Here is a 25,786-nt window from a genome sequence, read left to right as displayed (position 1 = left end):
CAGCCGTGGTGGCTCAGGGGCAGGTCTTGCCGGGGAAGGCGAGCTTGTCGTACGGCTCGGGTTTCACGACGCCCTTGCTCTGCGCGACGACCTTGAACTGACCGCCCGCGCCGGAAATACCGGTGTACACGGCCTGCGTCAGGCTGCCGTTGGGGGCGACGGTGATCTTGCCGAGCGGGCTGTCCATGCTGATGCCCACGATGGCCTTGCGCACCGCCATGGGCTCGAAGGACCTGGCCTTCTCGACGGCGGCCTTCCAGAGGTACACGTCCATGTACGCGTGGGCCATGGGGTCGGTGATGGCGGCGCCCGCGCCGTGTTTCTTCTGGTACGCGGCGACGAACTTCTTGTTGGCGGGGTTAGGGAGGCTCTGGAAGTAATTCCAGGTGGCGTACTGGCCGTTCAGCAGCTGCGTACCGATGGCCTGCGCTTCCTGCTCGGCGATGGAGAACGAGATCACGGGCAGGGTGCTGGCCTTGTACCCGGCAGCCTGGTACTGCTTGAAGAACGACACGTTGCTGTCGCCGTTCAGGGTGTTGATGATCACGTCGGGCTTGGCAGCCTTGATCTTGTTGATGACGCTGCTGAACTCGGTGCCGCCCAGCGCGACGTACTCCTCGCCGGAGAGCGTGGCCTTCATGTCCGTGATGTGCTTTTTCAGGATCAGGTTCGCAGTGCGGGGGTACACGTAATCGCTGCCCAGCAGGAAGATCTTCTTGTACCCCTTGCTCAGCGCCCACTCCAGGGCGGGCAAGGCCTGCTGGTTGGGCTGCGCGCCGGTGTAGATGATGTTCGGGCTGCACTCGTTGCCCTCGAACTGCACGGGGTAGAAGAGCAGGCCGCCGTTCTTCTCGAACACCGGGAGCATGGATTTGCGGCTGGCACTCGTCCACCCGCCGAACACGGTGGCCACCTTGTCCTGGGTGAGCAGTTTCTCGGCCTTGGTGGCAAAGGTGGGCCAGTCGCTGGCACCGTCTTCCTTCACGACCACGATCTTCTTGCCCAGGACGCCACCTTTCGCATTGATCTCGTCGATGGCGAGTTGCGCGGCGTTGGCGACGGTGATCTCGCTGATGGCCATGGTGCCCGTCAGGGAGTGCAGGACGCCGACCTTGACGGTGCTCTGGGCGCTGGCGCTGCTGGCGGCGGCAAGGATGAGGCTCAGGGTGGTGGTGCAAACGGAACGGAGCTTGCTCATGAGGGTCTCCTTCTGGGTGCGCGTTGCACGCACCGGCGCTGCCTTGAGGTGGATCGTAGTCTTTTTCTGCGTTTTGTTCAAGAATCTCTTAACAAACTGCACAGATGAGTGAAATATAGGAGAGAGCGCCCCGGCCGCCATGCAGGTTGTTTAGAAAAACGAGCGTTCCTTGACGCCCAGGCAGGTACGCTGCACACTGACAAGCCGTCACGACAACCCACACCCACCCAGGAGGTCAGCCAGGGATGCAACTCACCGAACGCGAACGCGACAAACTCCTGATCCACGCCGCCGCCCAGGTCGCCCGTGACCGCAAGGCACGCGGCCTGAAACTCAACCACCCCGAAGCCGTCGCCCTGATCACCGCCGCCGTGCTCGAAGGCATCCGCGACGGCCGCCGCGTGGAAGACCTGATGGGCTGGGGCGCCACCATCCTCAGCGCCGACGACGTCATGGACGGCATCCCCGAACTCATCCACGACATCCAGGTCGAGGGCACCTTCCCCGACGGCACCAAACTCGTCACCATCCACGACCCCATCCGCGGCGGCCACAGCGCCGTGGTCCCCGGCGAGTACCTTCTGGAAGACGGCCACATCGACCTCAACGCCGGGCGGCCCGTCACGCCCCTCACCGTCGCCAACCGCGCCGACCGCCCCATCCAGGTCGGCAGCCACTTCCACTTCTTCGAGGTGAACGCCGGCCTGCACTTCGACCGCGACAGCGCCTACGGCCAGCGCCTGAACATCCCCGCCGGCACCGCCGTCCGCTTCGAACCCGGCGAGGAAAAGGACATCGAACTCGTGCCCCTCGGCGGCACCCGCGAGGTGTACGGCATGAACGCCCTCGTCAGCGGCGAACTCGACGACGCGGGCATGAAAGATGCCTCGCTGAAACGGGCCAGGGAACAGGGATTTGGGGGGGCGGAATGAGGGCAGAGCGGCGTGCGAACCCCTCCGCCCTTCGGGCACCTCCCCTCAAGGGGAGGCAGGGAAGTGATTTTCTGGCTCCCCTTGACTTGCAAAGCTCCGCAGGAGAGGGAAGCTGGCCGCGAAGCGGAGTGAGGGGTTCGCCTTCGACCCTACCGGAGGCCATATGAAAGTCACCCGGAAGCAGTACGCCGACCTGTACGGCCCGACGGTGGGTGACCGCGTGCGTCTGGGCGACACGGGCCTGCTGATCGAGGTCGAGCGGGACTTCACGACCTACGGCGAGGAGGTCAAGTTCGGCGGCGGGAAGGTCATCCGCGACGGCCTGGGGCAGAGCAGCACCGCCACCCGCGAGGATGCGAACGTGCCGGATCTGGTGATCACGAACGCGCTGATCCTGGATCACTGGGGCGTCGTGAAGGCGGACGTGGGCGTGAAGAACGGGCGGATCACGGCCATCGGCAAGGCCGGGAATCCCGGCACGCAGGACGGCGTGACGCCGGGCCTGACCATCGGCGCGAGTACCGAGATCGTGGCGGGCGAGGGGCACATCCTCACGGCGGGCGGAGTGGACACGCACATCCACTTCATCGCGCCGCAGCAATGCTGGACGGCGCTGGAGTCCGGCGTGACCACCATGATCGGCGGCGGCACCGGCCCCACGGCCGGCACGTCGGCGACGACCTGCACGCCGGGCGAGTGGCACATCCACCGCATGCTGGAAAGTCTGGCCGGATTGCCGCTGAACTTCGGTCTGCTCGGCAAGGGCAACGCCAGCACCCAGCCTCCCCTGGCCGAGCAGATCCGTGCCGGGGCGCTGGGCCTGAAGCTGCACGAGGACTGGGGCACCACGCCCGCCGCCATCCACGCCGCCCTGAGCGTCGCGGAGGACTACGACATTCAGGTCGCCATTCACACCGACACCCTGAACGAGTCCGGCTTCGTCGAGGACAGCATCAGGGCCTTCGCGGGCCGCACCATCCACACCTTCCACACCGAGGGGGCCGGCGGCGGGCACGCGCCGGACATCATCAAGGTCGCGGGCCTCCCGAACGTCCTGCCGAGCAGCACCAACCCCACCATGCCGTTCACGGTGAACACCATCCACGAGCACCTCGACATGCTGATGGTCTGCCATCACCTCTCGCCGCGCATTCCCGAGGACGTATCTTTCGCCGAGAGCCGCATCCGCCCCGAGACGATTGCCGCCGAGGACGTCCTGCACGACCTGGGCGTCTTTTCCATGATGAGCAGCGACTCGCAGGCGATGGGCCGCGTGGGCGAGGTCATCACCCGCACGTGGCAGACCGCGCACAAGATGAAACTCCAGCGCGGTCCGCTCGGCATTCCCGGCCTGGGGGCGGACACTCGCGCCGACAACCTCCGCGCCCGCCGCTACGTCGCCAAGTACACCATCAACCCCGCCGTCGCCCACGGCATCGCGCACGAGGTCGGCAGCGTCGAGGTCGGCAAGCTCGCCGATCTGGTGCTGTGGAAACCTGCGTTCTTCGGCGCGAAGACCGCCATGGTGATCAAGGGCGGGTTCGTCGTCGCCGCGCAGATGGGCGACGCGAACGCCAGCATCCCCACGCCGCAACCCGTGTACCCGCGCCCCATGTTCGCCGCGCACGGCGGCGGCCCGGACGCCACCTGCCTGCACTTCGTGTCGCAGGTCAGCCTGGAAGAAGGCAACCTGCCGGACCTGGGCCGCCGCTACAGCGCCGTGCAGCACACCCGCGACATCGGCAAGCGGGACATGATCCTGAACGCCGAGACGCCCGACATTCACGTCAACCCCGAAACCTACGAGGTCCGCGTGAACGGCGAGATCGTCACCTGCGAACCCCTCGACGAACTGCCGCTCGCCCAGCGGTACTTCCTGTTCTGATGCCGCCCGTCCTGTCGCCGCCCACCGTTCCAACCCCGGAGCCTGAACGTGCATGAGGCGTCCATTGCCCTGTCGCTGATCGACGTGGCATCCGAGGTGCTGCGCGAGAACGGCGGGGCGCGGGCGTCGGCGCTGACGGTGCGGGTGGGGGCGTGGTCGAGCGTGGTGCCGGAGGCGCTGACAGCGGCGTTTCCGGCCTGCGCGCAGGGCACGCCGCTGGAGGGCGCGCGCCTGAGCGTGGTGCTGGTGCCGGGCGTGGGCGAGTGCCCGACCCACGGGCCGGTGACGCTGGACGTGAGACGGGGCCTGCGCTGCCCGGCGTGCGGTGCGCCCACGCCGACGCTCTTGCAGGGCGACGAACTGGAGCTGGACGAGATCGAACTGGCTGAACCTGAACTGGAGGACTCATGACGACCACACAGGCGCCGCGCATCGTGACCGTGCGGCAGAACATCCTGAAGGCGAACGACCACACGGCGGCCGGGAACCGCGCGGCCTTCCGGGCAGCGGGCGTGCGGGCCATCAATCTGGCGAGCAGTCCCGGTGCGGGCAAGACGGCGCTGCTGGAACGCACGCTGCGGGATCTGGCGGGCAGCGTGCGTATGGGCGTGGCGGTCGGCGACCTCGCCACCGAGAACGACGCCGCGCGGCTGCGGCAGTGGGGCTCGCAGGCCGAGCAGATCGTGACCGGCACGGTCTGCCACCTGGACGCGGACATGGTGCAGAACATCCTGCCGCGCTTCGATCTGGACGCACTGGACGTGCTGTTCCTGGAGAACGTGGGGAACCTCGTGTGCCCGAGTTCCTACGATCTGGGCGAGGCGGCCCGCGCCGTGCTGATCAGCACCACTGAAGGCGAGGACAAGCCCCTGAAGTACCCGACGATGTTCAACACGGCGGACGTGGTGGTCATCACGAAGATGGACATCGCGGACGCCGTGGGCTTTGACCGTGACCTGTGCCGTGAGAACATCGACCGCGCGCGGCCCGGCGTGCCCGTGATCGAACTCAGCAGCCGCAGCGGCGCGGGGCTGGACGAGTGGTTCGCGTTCGTGCGGGGCGAGAGCGTTTGACCCGCCTGTCCGGTCTGCGCCGCCCGATCCTGGGCACCCGGACGGCTGTCGGGTCGGTGAGCGGTGCGGTGGTGGTCGTGCCGATGACGGCCGTGGATCGCCGCCGGGTACGCCGTCGCCTGCGCGCGCCGGACGGTGAGGAGCTGCTGCTGGCCCTGCCGACCGGGACGGTGCTCACGCCGGGCAGCGTGCTGGAGGTGCGTGGCGGCGTGAGTTACGTGGTGGGGGCCACGCCGGAGGACGTGGCCGCCATCCGCCCGCGCGACCTGCCCGAGGCGGCGGCAGTGGCGCACGCGGTGGGGAATCTGCACCGGGATTTTGTGGCATCGGGTGAGGACGGCGTGTTCCTGGCCCTGTGGGACGCGCCGCTGGAACTGCTGCTGTCGCGGCTGGGCGTGCCGTTCACGCGCGAGGAACGCCCGTTTTCCGGCCGCCCGGCCTGGGAGCACGAATCGTGAGCCTTCTGCGCCTGCTTCAGCTGTCGGACTCCGCATTCCCGACCGGGGCGTATGCCTTCAGCGACGGCCTCGAGACCCTGACGACGCGCGGCGCAGTGCGGTCGCCCGCCGACCTGACCGCGTTCCTTGCCGGGCAACTGACGCACGGCTGGGGCCAGCAGGACGCGCCCGCCTGCGCCCTGGCCTGGGGCGCCGACCCCGGCACGCTGGCGGAACTGGACGCCCTGCTGGACGACCTGAAGCTCGTGCCGGGGCCGCGCGGCGCGAGCACGCGGGTCGGAGCGAACCTGCGCCGCGCCGCCACGCACCTGTGGCCGGACGTGATGGCGGCGCTGCCCCTCACGCGGCACCACGCGACGACCTTCGGTGCGCTGGCCGCCGCACTGGGCGTCCCGCGCGGGGACACCGTCACGGCGTTCGTGAGCGGCTGGCTGCTCGGCCGCGCGACCTCCGCTACCCGCCTGATGAGACTCGGCGGCCTGGACGCCCAGCGCTGCGCCGCCCACTGCGAGATCGCCGCGCAGGCCTGCATCCACGCAGCCCTGCACGCCACGCCGGACGACCTGTGGACCTTCACGCCCCTGCTGGACCTCGCCGCGAGCGAGCAGCCCGGCCTGGACGCGCGGCTGTTCCAGACATGAAACCACCATTCCCAAAGGAGTCCCCATGACCCAACCTTCCTCTCCCCTGCGGATCGGCGTGGGCGGCCCGGTCGGCAGCGGCAAGACGGCGCTGCTGGAGGCGCTGTGCCGCGCGCTGCGGGACCGCTTCGAGCTGGCCGTCATCACCAACGACATCTACACCTTCGAGGATCAGCGGATCCTGACGGCGGCGGCGGCCCTCCCGGCCGGGCGCATCCGGGGCGTGCAGACGGGCGGCTGCCCGCACACCGCGATCCGTGAGGACTCCTCGCTGAACCAGGAGGCGGCCGAGGCGCTCACGGCCGATTACCCGGGCCTGGAGCTGCTGTTCATAGAGTCGGGCGGAGACAACCTCGCCTCCAGTTTCTCGCCGGAGCTGGTGGACGCGTGGATCTTCGTGCTGGACGTATCGGGCGGCGAGAAGGTGCCGCGCAAGGGTGGCCCCGGCATCCGCGCGAGTGACCTGCTAGTGATCAACAAGACGGATCTCGCGCCACTGGTGGGCGCCGACCTGCGCGTGATGGACGCCGATGCCCGCGCGGGCCGCACCGTTCAGGGTGAGGTGCGGCCGTACGTGTTCACGAACCTCAAGAGTGGGGACGGGCTGGCAGACGTGATCGCGTGGATCGAGCACGACCTGCTGTTCCGGGACGTGCCACCGCCCCGCATCGGCCTTCAGGGAGCGCCGGTCTGAGCCTGCGTTCAGGGAGCGCCAGTCTGAACCTTCTGGCCCGCACCCGCACGGGCGTCCTGCACCTGCACTTCGGCGTGCGGGGCGGGCGCACCGCGCTGCTGCGCGACATGCAGAAGGCCCCGCTGATGGTCATCCGGCCCTTCGAACTCCCGTGTGGCACGCTGATGGTCTTCATCGTGAACCCGACCGGAGGCGTGCTGGGCGGCGATCACGCCGAGATCCGCGTGACGGTCGAGGGAGGCGCGCGGGTGCTGATCCTCACGCAGTCGGCCACGCGGGTGCAGCCCTCGCCGGACGGGCGGCCCGCCACGCAGGACGTTCAGTTTCAGGTGGCGGCGGGCGGGCGGCTGGAGTACCACCCGGAACGCACGATTCCCTTTGCCGGGAGTGCCTTCGCGCAGACCCTGACCGCCGACCTGGAGGACGGCGCGCAGTTCGCCCTGACCGAGACGCTCGCCAGCGGGCGTGTGCAGACCGGGGAGCGGCTGGCCTTCGCGTCCTACGAGAGCCGCGTGCTGGTGAACGTGGGGGGGCAGCGGGTGTACCTGGACCGGCAGCGGCTCATGCCGGGCGAGTTCACCCGCGCGCCCGGCGTGTGGGGGGAGCTGGACTATCAGGCGTCCGGTGTGTTCGTCGGCACGTGCGAGGTGACGGCACTGCCCACCGTTATGGACTTCCCGGCGGCACCGGGCCTGATCGCCACCGGGCGCACGGCGGGTGGCGCGGTGTGGCTGCGCGGCGCGGCGGGCAGGGGGCCGGAACTCGACCGGGCGCTGCTGACCGCACGCGAGGCCCTGCGCGCTCAGTTATGGGGCGCGCCTCCGCTGGAAGTCCGCCGCTGACCGGCACGCGACCACTCCTGGGACCACCGGTCAGGGCCGCTGTTCCAGCAGGGTCAGGAAGGCGCGGGCCGCGCGGGACTGCCCGTCCGGGTGGGGGGTCACGCGGGTCAGGGGGCGGCGCAGGCCGGGCAGGGTCAGCGGCAGGCGCACCAGCAGGCCGGCCCGCAACTCGCGCCGCACGCGCAGTTCCGGCAGGAACGCCGCGCCCAGACCCTGGATCACGGCTTCCTTGACGGCCTCGGTGCCCGGCAGTTCCAGCAGGATGGGGGGATTCAGGCCCGCGCGGGCCAGGGCGGCCTCAGCGACCTCGCGCGTGCCGGAGCCGCGTTCCCGCCAGATCAGGGGCAGGTGATTCAGGTCCGGGGGGGGCGCAGCGGGCGTGTCGGGCGGCGCGACGAGGATCAGTTCGTCCTGCCCGAACGGCGCGGCTGTCCAGTCGGGTCCGGGCGTGCCGGGTGGTCCCTCGATCAGCGCGACCTCGGCCTGCGCGGCCTGAAGGGCGGCCAGGACCTCGCGGGTGTTGCCCTGCCGGACCTGGATGGTCACGCGCGGGTGCGCGGCGTGGAACGCGGCCAGCACACCGGGCAGGATCGCGGCAGCGATGGTGCTGCTCGCGGCGACGTTCAGGGTACCGCTGTCCAGGCCGCGCAGTTCGTTCAGGTAGTCCTGCGCGGCATACAGCGAGCGGGTCAGGGTGCGCGCGTGCGGCAGCAGGCCGGCCCCGGCGGGCGTGAGGGTCACGCCATGGCGGTGGCGGGTCAAGAGTGGTTCCCCGACCGCCTGGGTCAGGAGTTTCATCTGGGCGGACACGGCGGGCTGCGTGAGGTTCAGTTCGGTCGCGGCGGCGCTGAGGCTGCCGAGCGCCGCGACGCGGGTGAAGGTCAGCAGGTGGTCCGGGTTGAGGCTCACGCGCCGCAGCATAGCCCCCCAGTCCGGCTGATATCAATATTTTTTTGGTAGTTCCAACAGACTCTCATTTGAATTGAGATCAGCAGGCGCCTACGCTCGGGCCATGGTTCCCGCACGCCTGCGCCTCTCCTCACGCCCGGCTCTGCACGGCGACGTGATCCGGCACTTCACGCCGAACTGGTTCACGGCCGTCATGGGCACCGGCATCGTGTCCCTGACGCTGCCGCACCTGCCCGTGGCGGGCGCAGCGGCGGCGGGCGAGGCGCTGTGGTGGCTGAACATGAACCTGCTGCTGCTGTTCACGGCGCTGTCTGCCGCGCGGCTGATCCTGTTTCCCGCCGAGAGCCGCGCCACGCTGCTTCACCCGGTGCAGAGCCTCTTCCTGGGCGCCGTTCCCATGGGGCTGGCCACCGTCATCAACGGCCTGATCGTGTTCGGCGTGCCCCACTGGGGCGACGGGGCCGCGCAGGTCGCCCGCTCCCTGTGGGGTCTCGACGCGCTGCTGGCCGCCGCGACCGGCCTGCTCGTCCCGTACCTGATGTTCACCCGGCAGGACCACGCCCTGGACCGCATGACCGCGCTGTGGCTGCTGCCCGTCGTGGCGTCCGAGGTGGCCGCCGCCAGCGCCGGACTGATCGCCCCGCACCTCGGCGCCGCGCAGGCCGCCCCGCTCCTGTTTGGCGGGTACGTGCTGTTCGCGCTGTCCGTGCCGATCGCGCTGATGCTGATCACCATCCTGCTGCTGAGGCTCGCGCAGCACAAACTGCCCGGCGCGGAGGTCGGCGTCAGCATGTTCCTGCCGCTGGGACCGCTCGCCACGGGCGCCCTAGCCCTGCTGCAACTCGGGCACGCCGCGCCGCCCGTGCTGGGCACGCTGGGCCTCGCGGACCTCGCCCCGGTGTTCAGCGGGTTCGGGCTGCTGGGCGGGCTGATCCTGTGGGGGTTCGGCGGGTGGTGGCTGGCACTCGCTGCGCTCACGACCCGCCGCTACGTGCGGGGCGGCCTGCCGTTCAACCTGGGCTGGTGGGGCCTGACCTTCCCGCTCGGCGTGTTCACGGCCTCCACCTTCGCGCTGGGCGACCAGAGTCACCTGAGCGGATTCACGCACCTCGGCTGGGGACTGACCGGCCTCCTGGCGGGCCTGTGGATCCTGGTCGCGGCCCGCACGCTGCGCGGCGCATGGAACGGTAGCCTGTTCGCAGTGGGAGCCGCGCCGCGCCTGCCCTGAAACCGGCGGCCTGAACCCGGCAGCCTGCACCCGACCCCCTGCACCGGGCGGCAGTTCACAGCACCAGTCGGCCCAGCTTGCGGTACTCCAGGTGCAGCGCCTCCTCGACCAGCGCCTGACTGACGGGCACGCCGCGCGCCACGGACATGAACACGGCGTTCATGACCACGCTGCGGATGTTGCCGCCCGACACGTCCGCCTGCGCCAGCCGCGCGAAATCCACCTCGCCCGTGTCCAGCGCGGCCGGGAACGCGCCGCGCCACAGCCGCTCGCGTTCCGGGGCCTGCGGCGCGCGGAAGTTGATCACGAACTGCAGGCGGCGCATGAACGCCACGTCCATGCTGCTCTCCAGGTTGGTGGTCAGCAGCGCCAGCCCGTTGAAGCTCTCCAGGCGTTGCAGCAGGTAGTTCACCTGCGTGTTCGCGTAGCGGTCGTTGCTGTCGCGGACCTCGCCGCGCTTCCCGAACACGCTGTCGGCCTCGTCGAACAACAGCACGCAGCCACCCTGATCCGCCGCATCGAAGATCTTCTTGAGGTTCTTCTCGGTCTCACCGATGTACTTGCTGACGGTGCTGCTCAGGTCCACACGGTACAGGTCCAGGTTCAGGTCGCGGGCCAGCACCTCGGCGCTCAGGGTCTTGCCGGTGCCGCTGGGGCCGCTGAACAGCGCCGTGATGGAGCGGCCCCGTCCGGGCCGGGCCATGCCGAGGTCCTCGTACACCTGCGAGCGGTGCCGGACGTGCGCGGCGATCTGCTCCAGGGCCAGCCGCTCGGTGTCCGGGAGGATCAGGTCCGCCCAGGTCGCGCGGGTGTCGATGCGCTGCGCGAGGCTGCCCATCAGGCGGCGGTTCGCGCCGCGCGCGGCCTCCCAGGCGCGTTCCAGGCGGGCGGCGTGGCTGGCGTTGCCGCTCAGGCCCGCGCGGGCGTCGCGGGCCAGCGCGTCGATGCGGTCCAGGTTCAGGTGAAACTGGTCGCCCAGTTGCCGGAGCAGCGCCTGATCCTCGCTGACACCCAGCGCGTGCGCCCAGCGTTCGCGCTGCTCGGCGGGCGTGGGCGCCCCAATCTCAGCACTCAGGACCGCGCGCGGCGAGTCCAGCGGCAGCGGGTCAGCGGCCAGGATCACCACGGGGCCAGCGACGACGTCCAGCACGCGGTCCACCAGTCCCTCGGGAGGCTGTGCGTCGGGCAGGGGCGTGGCGGCGTCCACGGTCAGGCGGGTGCCGCGCAGGCGCGTGTCGCGGCGCAGGGCGCGCAGCACGCCCTCCTGCTCCTCGGGCGGGCGGGACGCCAGGACGGGCAGGTCCAGCAGGTGCGCGCCGTTCCCCAGCAACTGCGTGGCGACCGCCTGCATCCCGGCCACGTTCGTGCCGAACAGCAGCGCAGCCCGGTCCTCCTTCTTCAGGTGCCGTGCCAGCGTCTCGCGCTGCGCTTCCTGCGAGTCGCTCAGCAGACCGCCGGGCGGCAGGGCGCGCAGTACGCCGCGCAGGTCCGGCGGGACGTCCGACGCGCCCCGCAGGTCGGCCAGCAAACCCGCACTGAGCCGCAGGGGCGTCAGGGCCTCCAGCACGCTGGCATTCACGCTCGCGCCGAATTCGATCAGGCCGCAGGCCAGCAGGGGCCGCCCGGCGCTGAACGCCGCGCCTTCGGCCCAGTCGTCCCCCAGCAGCCAGCGACGCGTCAGGGACGGCGTCAGGAACGCCGCGTACAGACTGTCCATCTGCAACGCCGCCGCGCACGCCGCCAGCATCCGCTCGGGGAACAGCTCGGTCGACAGAGCCAGCGCCAGCACGCCCACCTCGAATTCCGTCAGCTCCAGCCGCGCCTGCACGTCCTCCAGTCGCGTTCCGCTCAGGTCCGGCGGGACCACCACGTACCGCACGTCCGGCTCGGCCTGCTCGTTCAGCGCCACGTCCAGTACCTGCGCGCTCAGGGCGTCGCACAGGGCGTGCAGGGCCTGCACTCGTCCCAGGTCCGCTGCACTCACCCCCCCGCCCATCACTCCTCCAGTCCAATCGAGTAATTCACGGATGAGTACCCCTCGCCGTCATCCGAGGTACGGAACGCTGCCACGTACCACCGCTGCACCCCCGCCACGCGCACCTGCCCCCGCCCGACCGTGCAGGTCGCCTCGGTCACCAGCGAGCGGTAACACGCCGAGAGTTTCTGTGCACTGAAGGGCGAGCCCAGCATCAGCCGCGTGAAGTTCCCCAGCAGATTCAACGTCGCGCCCGGCATGGGCGAGCGCACCTTCGTATCCAGAGCCAGATCCGCGAACAGCACGACGTTCTTTTCGATATGAACGGTCAACTCAGGGAAGAATGCGCCTTTGTATCGCTGGGCCAGAGCCTCACCGGATCGGGCAGCGACGGGCAGAACAACCCAGATTGCGTCACCTGTAGGAGCATCTGGCGGCTCAGTGATCACACACTGGTACATCCTGCAGAACCCGCTTTTTTCAACAGAGGGCAGGGCCTTGACGGAACCTTCTGGAGTCTGTCGCGTTGTGATCAACGCCTTACCGATCAGTGGGGTCTGGTCATTGATCGCCCTAGCGCAGGAGATGAGAACAAGACCAAAAACGCATGCGTGAAGAAAGTGGACCGTTTCTCCATTCATTTTCGTATTCATTTCTTCTTTACCACAGCCAGCCACAGCATCGGGTGCTCAGCCACGCTCTTCCAGCTCCAGACTGTGTTGTTACCACTGACATTCGCCTGATGCTCATACTTTCCGTACCGGTACTTAGGTTTGAGATTGTCGGTTCGGAACAACACGGACTTTCCGTAAGGGTCATCCACAATCAAGCCTTCGTCATTCATCCCCTGAAGCCTCACAATGTGTCCGTAGATGCTCATCATGACAGCCTCGCCTGCTGCGAGATGAGGTTTGATCTTTGCTTCCCAAAACGATCGATCTGGCGAAGTTTGCAGGTTGGTGTGCTGGGTGCCCATCAGGTCGAGCACCTTTCCCCAGCCTTCCTGTGTCGTCCGGTGAAACCGCCCGTACGAGTCCAGTTTTGCTTTCGCGGGCGACACCCCGGCCCTGAGCAGTTCCTGGTACCTGGCGTCCACGAACTTCCGGCGCAGGTCCTCCAGGTAGTCCTCGAACTGCGGGAAGTGTTCCGGGTCGGGGTTCTCGATGCCCAGCTGTTCCAGCACCATGGCGGCGCTCGTCAGATTGCACATGACGTTCCCGATCCTGCCGCCGGGCCTGTCGCCATCGACGGCGCGGCCCAGGCTCAGGTTGTTCCGCTGTGAGTGGTGTGGGGTCTTTTCCTGAAGCAGCAGGTACAGGTCGGAGCGTGCCGGTGCGGGCTGGATCTGGATGACCTGCCGGGCGATCCTCACCTGGGCGATCGTGTACTCCGGCGTCTCCTGCGTGAATTTCATCAGGCGGTCCAGGGCGTCCGGCGCGTCGGCCGGTTGGTGGTCAGCGGCAGCGGGGGCTGCACCTGCGGCAGGGGTCGGCGTGACTGCCGGGGGAGCGTCGCCCAGCGTGAACATCGGGTAACCGTTGTCGAATTTCGGGTCGTACACGTAGAACAGCTGCACCGTTCCGTTGAAATTCCGTCTGGTCGGGCGCAGGTGTCGGCTGCGGTCGTCCAGATTGGCCCGGAAGGTGGCCGTGAATTTTCCGCGCACCGTATCGGCCGCTTCCGTGGGAGTGTTGTTCCCATCCTGATCGGCGTCCATGGGATTCTGACGGTACGCGGGGCTGCTGGACGTCACCCAGACGTCCTTCTGCGCGTACCGGGCGCTGCCCCCCAGGTGCGCCATGTAGACCTGTTCCAGCGGGCTGGTCTTCCCTGCGGCCCTGTTCTCGACGTCCACCTGATGCATGTGGATCTTCAGGTGAATCTCGATGTACTCCAGTTGCTGAGTGGCGGTCATTCCCGTCAGGTCGGAGGTGGACTTGAGTGTCTTCAGACTCAACCCGTGCGAACTGATGTACCGGTTGATGTCTATCCGAGCAGCATCACCGATCTGCCCAAGACCCTTGTACTGAGTGTTTTTTCCCTTGTTGCTGGTGGGATCGAGGGTACTTTCCAGTGTCAGGAAGCCGAGTACGATTTCGGGCGTGGTGTTGATGGCGGCAGCGACCTGCCTCAGGCGCGGCAGGAACCCGGGTTCGCGCAGGGCTGGCAGGGCGGGCAGGGCGCTGCTGGCGCCCGCTGAGCCCGCACCTGCGGCACTCGCCGGTGCGGCTGCGGCGGCACTCGTGCCCGTGGCGACCTGGACGGTAGCGACTTGGACGGCGGCAGCGGCGGGCAAGCGCCGAAACCGCAGGTTGTGCAACTGGAACTTCCGGTTCTGAAAGTCGCTCACCTGGGGAATGCCGCCCCGCAGGCTACCGGTGAAGGTTGCGCCGTTCTGGGTGCCGTGCAGAGTAAACGAGTCGTCCCGCAGGAGTTGACCTGCGACAGGCCACCGTTGACTGCGAGGCTTGCCTTTGTTCTGGACGGTGTAGTACCCGCCGAGTGCGCCGCCACTGGTTCGTTTCAGGTGCAGGTTCATGATCAGTGTGCCGCTGGTCACGGTGAAGTCTCGTTCCCAGGTCTGACCGGTTTTCGGCTTGGCAGACGCAGCGGTGGCAGGTGCGGGGCCCTGGAGACCAAGTCCGGTCATGAGCTGCCCGGTGAGGCGCTGCGCACCGTCCTCAAGCTGGTGCAACACGCGTCTGGCTGGAGTGGTAGGCGAGGACTGGGTCATGAGATCTCCTGTCGGTTGTGGGCAGAGGTTGATCAGTTGAGGTTGATCATGACGCCCTTGACGTCCACGTTCCCGCCGCCCGCGTCGATCTTGATGCCGCTGCGGGCCTTGAGTTCAAGGCGGCCGGTGCTGGTGATGGTCAGGGTGTTGGTCTTGGTGTCGAGTTTGAGCTGGTTGCCGTTCTTGTCTTCCAGGGTCACGTGGGGGGCTCTGGGGTCGTCCATCAGGGTCAGGCGGTGGCCGGAGGTGGTGCGCAGTTGCAGGAAGGGTTTTTTCTTGTCGTCGTTGAGTTCCAGGGCGTGGTTCTTGCTGCTCTGGAGGGTGATGCGGGGCGGGTCGGGGTCGGGCGGGTCGTCGTACACGAGTTCGTGGCCCAGGCGGGTGCGGTAAACGCGCTGGATGACGCTGCCGTTCTTGACGGTCTTGCCGGTGGGGCGTGGGGGGGCGTCGCTGCCGTTCCAGAGGCCGCCGATCACGTACGGGTGGTGGATGTCGCCGTGTTCGAAGCCGATCAGGACCTCGTCGTTGACTTCCGGCGTGAACTGCGAGCCCCGGTTCGGGCCGCCGCCCAGGTTCACCACCCTGGCCCAGTCGCTCTCGTCGTCCTCGGTCAGGGCGGGGAATTTGACTTTCACGCGGCCCAGGTTGTCCGGGTCGTCGTTGTTGGTGACGACGCCGATCATCAGGCCGGGCGTGGGCGTGAACGGCGCGTCGTTGGGTCCGGCGGTACTTTCGCGGATCAGGGCGGCCAGCGAGTCGGGGCGGCTGCCTGTGACGCTGAATTCGGTGCTGTAGCCTTCGCCGTTGCGGTACAGGTGCCGGACGTTACTGGCGACGTACGCGCCGCTGAAGCGCTTGCCGACGTTGCGGACGTTCAGGGTGGTGCCGGCGGTCAGGCGGGGGTACCCGGCGGCGGTGCCACGCGCCTCGATCAGGTGCTCGGTCACGCGGTTACGCTGCGCCTGTGCGATGGCGGTGGCGTAGGACTGCTCGCGGACGATCAGGGTGCTGGTCGTGGCGGGCGTGTCCATCCCGAACGCCTGCTGCGAGACGCCCTCGCTGCGGCTGCTTTCGGGAACGTCCGCGCGTCCCTGGCCGCCGCTGCCCTGGCCGACCACGCTGCGTTTCTGTTTGGGGTCCCAGGAGCGCACGGTGCTCTGGCTGGTCTGGCCGAGGCTGGTCAGGCGGGGCGTGAACTCGGTGAGGGTGTCGCCCCACGTGAGCTCGATGGGGTCCTGGCCGCGCACGTCCTCGCAGTGCAGGGTGGTGCCGTCGGCGTACAGGATCAGGCCCAGGCGGGAGGCGCGTTCCCGCAGGAATTCCAGGTTGGTCTGGTTGTGTTGCAGGACGTACGGGTGCACGACGCTGCTGTCGGCCGTTTTGGCGGTCATGCCGGCCTCTGATGCGAGTTTCTTGACGAGGTCCATGTCGCTGACGTTCAGGAACGAGCGGGTGTGCGTGCCGCGCGCCAGGCGGTGCAGGCGGTCGAAGGCCCGCAGGCGCAGGTGCTGGGTGCCGCGCGCGAAGCGGGGTTCGACCTCGACGAGTTCACCGTCGAAGACGGTTTCCTGGTTGCTTTTCACCTGCGCGATCACGCGGATGCGGGCGCCCAGGCGGTAGGTTTCGTCGTCGATCAGCAGGCCCTGCGGGTCGCGCAGGGTGACGGTCGCCACGTCCGGGAGTTGCAGGCTGCTGTCCACGGTGATCTCGTCGATCATGCGCACGGCGTCCGGGGTCATGTCCTTGCCGTCGATGTTCAGGTACAGGGTGCTGACCGCGCCTTCCATCGGGTGGCGGGTCGCGCTGCGGGTCATACGGACTCCGATTGAGGGGGCTGCAAAGACCGCTGGGTCCGAGCGGATGCGAGTGGGAGCAGGGCGGGTTCCGGGCGTGGAGCTGGCAATCCGGTGAAGTTCCGGATTGTCAGCGAAACAGACGGAATCCGTATCACGTGCCCTTCCCGTAGGAGGTCTGGCGCAGGTCACCCACGAAGCCGCGCTGTCCGGCGGCGGCGCGGATGCCCTGGCTGATGTGGAAGGTCGAGGTGCTGCCGCTTTTTCCCTCGAAGCCGGTGCTGGCGTCGCCCTGTTCGAGGCTGACCTTGATGATGGACCGCACGGGCGTGCCGTCAGGCATGAACAGCGTGAACTGCTGCTCCATGCTCTTGATGACCGCCTGGAAGTGCCAGGTGGACCCCCACTGGAACAGCACCATGGGCGGGCGTTTCTTTTCCACGCCGGACCCCTTGGCCGTCTCGGAGGTCTGGGGGTCCATGCGGGTCAGGTCCCACAGCGGTTTGGTGTACCGGCGGACGTCCTCGACCGTGCCGGCCGACTGGCGGCGGGCGTAGGTGTCGAAGAACAGTTCGAGGGTCATGGTGGCGGGCTGCCCGCCCCGGAAGACCTTGTTGGCGCTGTCGCCGGTGTCGGTGGTCTGATTGTCGTACTGGACGCTGCGGGTGATGGTGTACTCGCGCGGGTTGAACATGCACTCGATGGGCGTGCGCTTGTTGCTGTTCTCGTCCATGGGGACGATCTGGGCCTTGGTGAACTGTCCGCCGGTGCCGCCTGCTGACGTGATGCTCATGGGGTTCCTCCGAGTGGATGCCTGAGTGGGTGCCTGTGGGTGTGGATCAGTGGGGTCCGGGAACGGGGGGGGAACTTCAGCGGCAGTCGGCGGGCTGCTGGACGGTGGGGCGGTACGCGCACCAGCGTTCGCTCTGGCCCTGCAGGGTGTACGGCCCGCGCAGGATCTTGCGGCCCGGGTCGATGGACGCCACGATCTTGAAGGTGTCCAGTTGCGGTGAGGTGACGGTCAGGGTGCCGCCGTTGAAGATCACGTTGATGGGCAGGTCCGGGATGTCGTCGCGTTCGCTGGCGAAGGTACCAGTCGCGCGGCGGCCCTCGATGTTGTAGATGGTCAGGTACCCGAACGGGTGCGTCCAGGAGCCGATCAGGTCGCTGTACTCGCTGCTCTGCGCGGCCGCGCGGGTGACGGTCACGGTGACGGGTTCGCTGCGCACGTTCCCGGCGACCAGTGTGTAGGTGGTCGTCTGGGCGGGACTGACCCGCACCACGCCGCTGCTGCGCAGACTTCCGCCCACGCCCTCGATGGTCACGGAGTCGGTGCCCGTGACCTTCCAGGAGAGGGTGGCGCTGCCGCCCGCGCGGATACTGGCGGGCTTGGCGCTGAAGTACGAGACGCTGACGGGCGTGGCGGCCGGTGGCGTGACGGCTGCAGGCGGCGTGACCGTCGTGGCGGGAGGCTTGGCAGGAGTGACCGGAGGTTTGACAGTCACGGTCTTGCTGGCCTGGGCGCTGCCGGCCGTGAGGACGAAGGTAGTGGTCTTGCCGACGTTCACGGTCGTTTCGCCGCTGGCGGGCAGGGCCTGCGGCACGCCACTGATGCGCACGGCGCTGGCGTTACTGACGTTCCAGCGCAGGCGCACCGCTCCCGGGGCGCTGAGGGCAGCGCTGGAGACCGTAAAGCTGTTCACGCGGGCCTGCGGGGCGGGCGTGACGGTCACGGACGCGGTTTTCGTGACGCTTCCGGCGCGCAGGGTGAAGGTGCGACTGGCCTTCACGGGCAGGGTGGTGCGGCCCGTGGCGGGCCAGGACCCGTCGGTGTTCGGGCCGCGCACGCCGTCGATGCGGACGGTACTGGCGTTCCGGACGGCCCAGGTCAGGACGGCCGTGCCGCCGCCCGTGAGCTGCGTGGGCGCGGCGCTGAAGGTGATGACGGGCGTGGGCGGCTTGACGCGCACGGTGACGCTCTGCTGCTGGCTGCCGACACTCAGGACGAACGTGCGGGTTTTCGGGACGGTCAGGGTGGTACTGCCGCGCGGGGGCCACTTGCTGCCGGGCAGCGGGCCGCTCAGTCCGGCGATGCGCACGGCGGGTGTGTTCGCCACGTCCCAGCTGAGCGTGACGGAACCGGGGGCGCCCAGGTCGGTGACGCTGGGTTTGAAGCTGCGGATCTCGACCGGGCGCGGCGTGACCTTGACCTTCCGTTCAAACGTTTTCTGCTTGCCGTTTGCCAGGTACAGCACCAGGGTGTAGGTGCGGCTGGTGTTGACCTTCTCGATGATCTCGCTGCCGCTGGCGTCGAACTTCCCGCTTTGCGGGCCTTTCAGCGGCAGGATCCCCACGGTCGTGAAGCCCGGCGCGTTCCAGTTGAGGGTCACGTCGCCCTCACCGGTGATGGCGGCGGGCTCTGCCGTGAAGGTCGTCTTCTCGATGTTGGCTTTCTCGGCGGCGGCGGCGGCACTGGCCGCTTCGGCGGCCGCCTCGGCTTCGGCTTTCTCGCGCTCGGCTTTCTCGTCGACAGGCGTGACCGTCAGGGGTTTCTTGACGATCACGGTGTCGCCGGCGTCGTTGCGGGCGGTCAGGATGATGTCCACGTCGGTGGTGGGCGCGGGCTTGATGGTCTGCCCTTCCGGGGCGCTGTCCTCGGTGCCGCTGCCGTACTGCACGTTCACGCTGCTGGCGTTCTTGGTCTTCCAGCGGATCGTGAAGGTCTGATCCGAGCGCACGGGACTGGGGCTGACCTCGAAGTCAAGGAATTCCGGGGCGGGCGAGGTGATTTCCAGGCGGGCGTTGGCGCTGTTGGTCAGGTTGTTCGCGCCGCTGGCGGTGATGGTGTAACTGGTGGATTCGCGCGGTTTGACGGTCTTCTTGCCCCTGGCGGGTACGATGCCCAGGCCCTCGATCATGACCGTGCTGGCGTTCTGCACCTCCCAGGACAGGACGGCGCTGCCGCCCCGCTCGATTTCGGCGGGTTCCAGCTTGAAGGTCTTGACCTGCGGCCCGAGCACCGTGACGCTGCGGGCGTCGGTCTCGCGTTCCGTGCCGTTCTGGGCGGTCAGGGTGAAGGTCGTGTCGCGGCTGGGCGAGAAGGTACGGGTGCCGCTGGCCGGAACCTTCCCGAGTTCACTGATGGTCACCTGCTGCGCGTTCAGCACCTGCCAGCGGATGGTGACCTTCTGGTTCCCGGCGACGCGGGCGGGCGTGACCTCGAACGTCTGGATTTCCGGACGGTCGAAGCGGGCCTGCACGGTCTGCGGGTTGATCACGGTGCGGCCCAGCAGCGAGCGGGCGGTCAGGGTGTACTTCTGGTCGCGGGTGATGCCGGGCACGGTCAGCTGACCGTCGCGCGGCAGGTTGCGGCCCGCCGCGCCCAGTTCCGGAATGGTCACGCGCGTGGCGTTCTGGGTGTCCCAGCGCAGCGTGAACGGCGTGCCGGGCCGCACGACGGTGTTGCTGTCGGCCCGGTCGAACTGCGTGATCTGCGGCGGGCGGGTCAGCAGCCAGATCAGCACGCCCAGCAGAATCATCACGATGGGCAGCATCCACAGCGGGATCAGCGGCAGGTGATTCAGTTCGGCGGTGGCGTGCGCGGCCGGGTGTTCGCCGCTCTCGCCGCTGGGCAGTTCCGGGAACACGTCCACGTGCATCTGGTGCTGCGTGGCCGCGCCCAGCCAGCGCAGCGGCACCCGCACCTTCAGGGTCTCCTCGGCGCTCTGCCCGGCCCCCAGGGGCAGGCGGGCGGGCAGGTCGGTCACGCGGATGCGGCCCTGGCCCTGCACGGCCTGACGGGCGGCGGCGACGGCGGCGTGCCGGGCCTCGGCCGTCGCCTGCCGGGCCGTTTCGCGCGCCAACTGGGTCGGGTCGACCGGCATGCCGGTGGTCGTGACCTGCGGGACCGTGATCAGGTCCTGCAGGCGCGGCAGGATCCGCAGTTGCCCCTCGTTGTCCCGCAGGCGCGGGTGGTACGTCTCGTCGGTATTGCCACGGTTTTCCAGCCGCACCGTGTACTTCGCGTGCCGCCACGTGCGGCGAAGCGGGGGCAGCATGGTGGCGACCAGTTCATGGAACGGCGCGACTGTCACGCCCAGCGGGGCCTGTCCGGTCTGCGCGGGGTCCTCGCGCGAGTGGGCGACGACGGTCACGTCGTAGTCCCCGGCGCGGCTGTCGCTGTGGCGGGGGGCCAGCAGGGTCAGGGTCGCGCCGCCCTGCATGCCGGGGTTCAGCTGCACCTCGGTGTGCGCGCCCTGCACCCACTCGGCCGGAATGCCGCGCAGGTCCACCCGGAAGTGATCCACGGTGGGGCCGGTGTTCGCCAGCATGACGTGCAGGGTCAGCGGCGTACCCGGCGTGAGGGTCACGCGGTCCCGTTCGGGTTTCACGACGATGCGGGGCCGCGCCGGGGCCTGCTGAGGTTCCAGCAGGACCAGCCAGTAGGGCCGCAGGTACAGCGGCGTGCGGTACGGCCAGCGCAGGCGGGTCATGGGCGTCAGGGGCAGGCCGTCCATGACCGTGCCGTTCGTGGCGGTCAGTTCGGTCACGTGCGCCTGCCCGCCCGTGAATTCCACGTTCAGGTGGTGGCGGCTCACGCCGACATGCTCGAGTTTCACGGCGTTGTCCGGCGCGCGGCCCACCGTGAAACTGGCCTGCGTGACCGGGTCGCTGCGCAGCAGTTCCAGGCGTTCGCTGAACACCAGCAGGGTGGGTTCCGGGCCGCTGGCGTGCCCGTCCAGGCCCGGCGCGGGCGGCATGACCGGCAGGGCACTCAGGCGCACGGTGGGTTCCGGCCCGCCGGGCATCAGGCCGTTCAGGACTTCCTGCAGCGCCGCTTCCAGCGCCGGCGCGCCCGCGTAGCGGTCCTGCGGGTCCTTGGCGAGGCAGGTCAGGATGATCTCCTCGAGGGCCGGAGGCAGGTCGGGGCGCAGCAGGCTGGGCTGGCGCGGCGCGACGTGCTGGTGCTTCTCGAGCGCCTCGGCCGCGTCGCGGATGTCGAAGGGCACCAGTCCGGTCAGCAGTTCGTACAGGATCAGGCCCAGCGCGTACAGATCGGTGCGCAGCTCGTTGCGGATGCCGCGGCACTGCTCGGGACTCATGTACGCCAGGGCGTTCACGACAGCGCGGTCGTGCGTGCCGTAACTCCCGGCGCGCAGCTCGGCCAGCCCGAAATCCGAGAGTTGCGTGACGTACCCGGTGTGGCCCAGCAGGGTCCGGCCGGGTTGCAGGATCAGGTTCTCGGGTTTCAGGTTGCCGTGCATCAGGCCCTGGTCGTGCGCGTGCGCCAGCCCGGCGGCCGCCTGCCGGATCAGGTCTACAGCCGTCACGACCGGCAGCGGCTGCGCGGCCCGCGCCTGCCCCTGCAGGAGCTGGCGGGCGCTGCCCTGCTGGCCCAGGTCCATGGCGTAGAAGGCGCGGCGGTCCCGCTGCTCGAGCGCCCCGGTGGGCAGGATGTTCGGGTGGCGCAGCGAGCCGACTTTCAGCAGCAGCCGCTCGAGCTGCATGATCAGGAAGGACTGGCCGCTGCTGGCGTCGTCCAGGACGCGCAGGGCGACCTCGCGGTTCTCGTCGAGGTCGGCGGCGGCGTGGACCGGCCCGAGCCAGCCTCCGCCGAGCAGCCGTCCCAGCTGGTAGTGGTGGAAGATGCGGTCGGTCATGCGGTACCTGCCTGGGGGCCGCCCGGCCCGCTGGGGGAGGGCGGCGGAGTGGTCTGGTCTGGAGTCTGGGCTGCGGTGTGGCCTGGGGGCGTGGGCGCGTCCACGAACTCCACCGTGACCTGCGTGTGCGCCGGGGCGTGGCGCTGCACGAAGGCGGTGATGGCCTCGCGGCTGGCCGTGTCGTCACCGTCCAGCGAGTCGAGCAGCGTGACGCGCAGCGTGTGCGGCTGCGCGGAATCCTCGCTCAGCACGGGCGTCAGGCCGAACACGGTTTCCAGGGCGCGGCTCAGGCCGTAGCGGGTGCCGCGCCAGCGGTACAGCGTGACCGCCTCGCGCAGCCACGCCCGCTGCCGCGCCTCGGGCCAGTGCGGGTCCAGAGGCACGCCCAGCCACCCGGCCATCCAGCCCAGCAGTTGCGGCGGCGACACGCGCGGATCGAAGTGCAGGTCCACGCTGTCCTGGCGGCGCTGCATGGGCTCCCACACGCCTTCCAGGATTTTCAGGAAGCGGCCCAGGAACTCGGATTCCTGAAAGTACGGCGGCAGGAACGACGTGTACAGCGCCGGGCCGCCCAGGGGGGGCCGCGGGGCCGGGAAGGTCGGGATGGGCGGCCGGGCCGGGTGGGCGGCCAGGGTGCCCTGCACGTCCGTGCGGCCCTGTGGGGCCTCGGCGGGCGCGGCGGCCGCCTCGCTGAGGAACGCGACCGTGAACGGCCCGATCTGGATCTCGTCGCCGTGCTCCAGTCGCCAGGGCTGGTGGGGGGTCAGGCGGTGGCCGTTCACGAAGGTGGAGGCCTCGCCGCCAGTCAGGTCGGTCAGCAGCAGCGCGCCGCCTTCCACGCTGATCTCGGCGTGCCGCACGGCCACGGACGGGTCGCGCAGCGGCAGGCCGTTGTCGGGCGTGCGGCCGATGGACAGCTGGCGCATCCCGAGGTTCAGGGTGCGCAGCACGTCCCCGCGCTGCCGGACCTGAAGTTGCGGCATCAGTGATCCACCCGCACGTGGTGAACGTCCGAGACGATCAGCGCCTGCGGGGGCAGCGGCAGGCTGCCGGTGATGGTTTCCCGCTGCTGCGGCTGGCCGGGTTCGGTCAGCACAACCTGCACGTCCTCGGCGACTTCCACGCCGCTCACGCCGCGCAGCAGGCCGTACAGTTCGCTGAGGCTCAGGGTCCGCCCGAACGGCCAGCCGCGCCCGTCCGGGCCGCCCGTGTAGGGGTTCAGGTAGCCGTACAGCGCCTGGGTGGCGCGGCGGCGCACGTCCTCACGGGCGGGGCGGCTGGCCCCGGCGTACGCGCGGATGGTGGCGGTCACGCTGACCCACACGTACTGCGGGGCGCGCAGGTCCAGGGTCGTGCCGACCGGGCGGCGCAGGTCCAGGTCCTCCTGCACGGCGCTTCTCAGTTCGGCGCTCAGGGTCAGGCGTTCCGGCGCGATCCGCCCGGTCAGCGGTGCGAACGGGTCGGTGCTGTCGTCGCCCCGCACGATCTGATCCTCGAAGGACACGCTGGGCAGCACGGCCAGCGTCACCTGTCCGGGCGGGACGTTCAGGGCGCGCAGTTGCCCCGGGTACGTCTGGCCGGGCGTGGCCATGTTCGGCGTGACGCTGCGGGCGCGGGCGACGCCCGGCACCTGCGCCGCCAGGTGTTCGTAATCGTCGGCGGTGACGGCGCGGGTGCGGGTGTGCAGCAGCGTCGGCACGCGCTGAATGGCGTCCTCGAGCAGTTGCCCGTTGCGGCCCCCGGCGGCCGGGGCGTGGTTGGTCACGCGGGCCACGTACGGGATGCTGCTTTTCAGGACGGTCAGCGTGCGGGCCGGGACGTTGCCGCTGGCCCCGCCGCCGTACTGGTAGCGGCGCATGCGGACCGTGGCGTCCTGAGGGGGCACCGCGCCGAAGCGGTACACGCTGCCGTCGGGTTGCAGGATGCTGGGCCCGAAGGACACCTCGCCGCTGCCCGTGTCGAGCGTGAAGTGCCGGTCGTCCGGCGCGGACGCCGAGAAGTCCGTGACCGGCGCGTACAGGTGCGCGTCGCCTTCCGGGGTCATGACCTCGATCACGTCGCGTTCCGGGTCGAGGTTCAGGACCGGGCCGTGCAGCAGCCGGAACCGCTGGCCGGGCACGCCGCTGCTCTGGCCCAGCAGTTCGCTGCGCACGATGGTCGCGTGCCGGGCGGGGACCGTGACGCCGCGCGCGTCGATCTGCAAGGTTTCGAGGTCGGGGCTGACCTTGTACCCGGCGTGCATCTGCTCGTTCGTCAGGCGGCAGCGCAGCCAGTAGCCGCTGGTGTCGAAGAACACGCCCTCGCGCATGGCGGGCAGCCGCAGAATCAGTTCGCCGCTCACGTTGAAGGCCTGGGTGCCGTCGTACTCGACCTCGCAGGTCGCCCAGCGGCCCACGCCGCCCTGCCACGCCTCCCACACGTACGGCGGGTGGTTGGGGTTCACGCCCGCCCCGCCCGCGAGTTCCACGCCGAAGGTCAGGGCCAGCACGTGATCACTGTGATCCCCGGCCAGCTGCACGAACAGCGCGTCACCGGGACGCGGTTCCGGCTGGAAGATCGGAAAACGGTGCCCCGGCAGGCCCAGTTGCGCCAGGTCGTGCTGGGTGCCCGCGCCACCCGGACCGGTCCCGGCGGTGACGCCTCCATCCGCGCCGGTCAGTCCGTCGCTGTCCATCCGCACCTGCGCCAGGGTGTTCGCGCTGAACAGGCCCAGCAGGGTGGGCGGGCGGACCACCCCGCCGCGCTCGGTGGAGAACACGATCGCCTCGTTCACCTCGGTGCGCAGCGTGGCGACCTCGGTGCCGGCCGCGATGGCCAGCGGCGTGTCCTGCGGGGCACTGAGGTAGAAGGTGACGGGCGCGCCGGCCGCGCGGGGCGGGGCCAGTTGCACGCCAATCATGTCCAGGAACGCGATCAGGAGTTTGTCCGGCACCTGATTCACGCGGTACAGCAGCAGGTCCGTCATCCAGGCGAAGATCTCGATGATGGCGATGCCGGGGTCGCTGGCGTTGTGGTCGGTCCATTCCGGGCAGTACTGCGGAATCAGCCGGCGCGCCTCGTCGAGAATGTCGTCGAAGCGTCGGTCGTCGAGGTTCACGGTCGGTAAGGGCACGGCGGGGTCTCCAGGGTGAGGAAAGTTGAGGCGGGCGCAGCGGCCCGGTTGGGTCGGGGTCGGGTGGGTCGGGTGCAATGGGGCGGTGCCTGGGGGGCGGGGGTTACAGGGAGCGGTAGAACGGGAAGACCAGCGAGCGGGGCTCCGGGTTGTCTTTCAGGCGGTAGCGGATGTCCACGACGATGCGGGCGGTGTCCTGCGCGTCCAGTTGCGCCTCGACCTGATCGACCTCGATGCGGGGCTCCCAGGCGCGCAGGGCCTCGTCAACGTAGTACGACGCGAGGCCCAGGGTGGTGGCGTCACCGGGCGCGAACACCAGTTCGTGAATGCGGCACCCGTACTCGGGGCGCATGACCCGCTGGCCGCGCGCGGTCATCAGCAGGCTCAGGATCGCCTGGGTCACGGCGCGCTCGCCGGACACCATGGCCAGCTGCCCGCGCGGGTTCACGCCGATCGGGAAGGCCACGCCGGTGCCCAGCACGTCGGCCCGGTCGCGCCCGGACCCGGCGACCCGCGCGACGCTGCTCTGCGTGGCCTGCAACTGGCCTGCTGGGCGGGACACCTGGGAAGCGGCCGGCGACGCGGCGGGCTGGGTGGGAAGTCTGGACTGGGTCACCGGGGGCCTCCTGTGTCCTGCGCGCGGCGCAGAGCG

General features: G+C 69.3%; 20 protein-coding genes. 9 read left to right on the top strand and 11 right to left on the bottom strand.

All coding sequences use genetic code 11. The annotated features are described in order from the left end of the window. Window positions 1–13: 13 nt before the first annotated feature. The gene (urtA, locus tag M8445_RS15865; protein ID WP_273991261.1) at window positions 14–1,198 is read right to left on the bottom strand and encodes an urea ABC transporter substrate-binding protein; all 1,185 of its coding nucleotides are present in this window, start codon (window positions 1,196–1,198) and stop codon (window positions 14–16) included. A gap of 245 nt (window positions 1,199–1,443) precedes the next feature. Here urtA and M8445_RS15860 point away from each other — a divergent pair, with 245 nt between their 5' ends. The 8 genes from M8445_RS15860 (at window position 1,444) to M8445_RS15825 (ending at window position 7,723) form a co-directional block, all read left to right on the top strand. Next, window positions 1,444–2,130: an urease subunit beta gene (locus M8445_RS15860; RefSeq protein ID WP_273991260.1), complete on the top strand. Its 687-nt coding sequence runs from the start codon at window positions 1,444–1,446 to the stop codon at window positions 2,128–2,130. Window positions 2,131–2,293: 163 nt separating this feature from the next. Continuing rightward, window positions 2,294–4,015 (top strand): urease subunit alpha, encoded by a 1,722-nt coding sequence (ureC, locus tag M8445_RS15855; RefSeq protein ID WP_273991259.1) that lies wholly within the window; start codon window positions 2,294–2,296, stop codon window positions 4,013–4,015. A gap of 48 nt (window positions 4,016–4,063) precedes the next feature. Beyond that, a complete protein-coding gene (locus tag M8445_RS15850) occupies window positions 4,064–4,426 on the top strand; it encodes a hydrogenase maturation nickel metallochaperone HypA/HybF (protein ID WP_230286857.1) in 363 nt (120 codons plus the stop codon). Beyond that, complete coding sequence (gene hypB, locus M8445_RS15845; protein ID WP_273991258.1) at window positions 4,423–5,088, top strand: hydrogenase nickel incorporation protein HypB; 666 nt, start codon at window positions 4,423–4,425, stop codon at window positions 5,086–5,088. The genes M8445_RS15850 and hypB overlap by 4 nt, the downstream gene beginning before the upstream one ends. Continuing rightward, on the top strand, window positions 5,085–5,546 hold the full coding sequence (locus M8445_RS15840) for an urease accessory protein UreE (protein WP_273991257.1): 462 nt from the start codon (window positions 5,085–5,087) through the stop codon (window positions 5,544–5,546). Before hypB ends, M8445_RS15840 begins: the two co-directional genes overlap by 4 nt. Next, window positions 5,543–6,187, top strand: coding sequence for an urease accessory protein UreF (locus tag M8445_RS15835; RefSeq protein WP_273991256.1), 645 nt, complete (start codon window positions 5,543–5,545; stop codon window positions 6,185–6,187). The genes M8445_RS15840 and M8445_RS15835 overlap by 4 nt, the downstream gene beginning before the upstream one ends. A gap of 25 nt (window positions 6,188–6,212) precedes the next feature. Then, window positions 6,213–6,881 (top strand): urease accessory protein UreG, encoded by a 669-nt coding sequence (gene ureG / locus M8445_RS15830; RefSeq protein WP_273991255.1) that lies wholly within the window; start codon window positions 6,213–6,215, stop codon window positions 6,879–6,881. Beyond that, window positions 6,809–7,723, top strand: a complete 915-nt coding sequence (locus M8445_RS15825) for an urease accessory protein UreD (RefSeq protein ID WP_273991254.1) — start codon at window positions 6,809–6,811, stop codon at window positions 7,721–7,723. The genes ureG and M8445_RS15825 overlap by 73 nt, the downstream gene beginning before the upstream one ends. Before the next feature lie 30 nt (window positions 7,724–7,753). On the opposite strand, the gene M8445_RS15820 is transcribed toward M8445_RS15825, so the two are convergent. Beyond that, entirely contained in the window at window positions 7,754–8,632 is an 879-nt protein-coding gene (locus tag M8445_RS15820; RefSeq protein WP_273991253.1) for a LysR substrate-binding domain-containing protein, read from the bottom strand. Between the two features lie 103 nt (window positions 8,633–8,735). Here M8445_RS15820 and M8445_RS15815 point away from each other — a divergent pair, with 103 nt between their 5' ends. Further along, entirely contained in the window at window positions 8,736–9,860 is a 1,125-nt protein-coding gene (locus tag M8445_RS15815) for an SLAC1 family transporter (RefSeq protein WP_273991252.1), read from the top strand. Between the two features lie 55 nt (window positions 9,861–9,915). Here M8445_RS15815 and M8445_RS15810 read toward each other — a convergent pair whose 3' ends face one another. The 9 genes from M8445_RS15810 to M8445_RS15770 all read right to left on the bottom strand — a co-directional run bounded on the left by M8445_RS15810 (window position 9,916) and on the right by M8445_RS15770 (window position 25,750). After that, window positions 9,916–11,844, bottom strand: coding sequence for an ATP-binding protein (locus tag M8445_RS15810; protein ID WP_273991251.1), 1,929 nt, complete (start codon window positions 11,842–11,844; stop codon window positions 9,916–9,918). A gap of 11 nt (window positions 11,845–11,855) precedes the next feature. Then, on the bottom strand, window positions 11,856–12,167 hold the full coding sequence (locus tag M8445_RS15805) for a hypothetical protein (protein WP_273991250.1): 312 nt from the start codon (window positions 12,165–12,167) through the stop codon (window positions 11,856–11,858). A 317-nt stretch (window positions 12,168–12,484) separates the two neighbouring features. Next, window positions 12,485–14,569, bottom strand: a complete 2,085-nt coding sequence (locus M8445_RS15800; RefSeq protein ID WP_273991249.1) for a hypothetical protein — start codon at window positions 14,567–14,569, stop codon at window positions 12,485–12,487. A gap of 32 nt (window positions 14,570–14,601) precedes the next feature. Next, window positions 14,602–16,383 (bottom strand): VgrG-related protein, encoded by a 1,782-nt coding sequence (locus M8445_RS15795; protein ID WP_273991248.1) that lies wholly within the window; start codon window positions 16,381–16,383, stop codon window positions 14,602–14,604. A gap of 133 nt (window positions 16,384–16,516) precedes the next feature. Continuing rightward, window positions 16,517–17,155 (bottom strand): CIS tube protein, encoded by a 639-nt coding sequence (locus M8445_RS15790; RefSeq protein WP_273991247.1) that lies wholly within the window; start codon window positions 17,153–17,155, stop codon window positions 16,517–16,519. Between the two features lie 76 nt (window positions 17,156–17,231). Further along, window positions 17,232–22,022, bottom strand: coding sequence for a protein kinase domain-containing protein (locus tag M8445_RS15785; protein ID WP_273991246.1), 4,791 nt, complete (start codon window positions 22,020–22,022; stop codon window positions 17,232–17,234). Further along, window positions 22,019–23,005 carry an FHA domain-containing protein gene (locus M8445_RS15780; RefSeq protein WP_273991245.1) on the bottom strand — a complete coding sequence of 329 codons (987 nt, stop codon included), beginning with the start codon at window positions 23,003–23,005 and terminating at the stop codon, window positions 22,019–22,021. Before M8445_RS15780 ends, M8445_RS15785 begins: the two co-directional genes overlap by 4 nt. Further along, complete coding sequence (locus tag M8445_RS15775; protein WP_273991244.1) at window positions 23,005–25,134, bottom strand: putative baseplate assembly protein; 2,130 nt, start codon at window positions 25,132–25,134, stop codon at window positions 23,005–23,007. The genes M8445_RS15780 and M8445_RS15775 overlap by 1 nt, the downstream gene beginning before the upstream one ends. A gap of 103 nt (window positions 25,135–25,237) precedes the next feature. After that, window positions 25,238–25,750, bottom strand: coding sequence for a GPW/gp25 family protein (locus M8445_RS15770; RefSeq protein WP_273991243.1), 513 nt, complete (start codon window positions 25,748–25,750; stop codon window positions 25,238–25,240). Window positions 25,751–25,786 lie beyond the last annotated feature (36 nt).

Origin of the sequence: Deinococcus aquaticus (assembly GCF_028622095.1) — a bacterium.
Taxonomy (GTDB): domain Bacteria; phylum Deinococcota; class Deinococci; order Deinococcales; family Deinococcaceae; genus Deinococcus; species Deinococcus aquaticus.
This window is presented reverse-complemented; position numbering and strand designations above follow the sequence as displayed.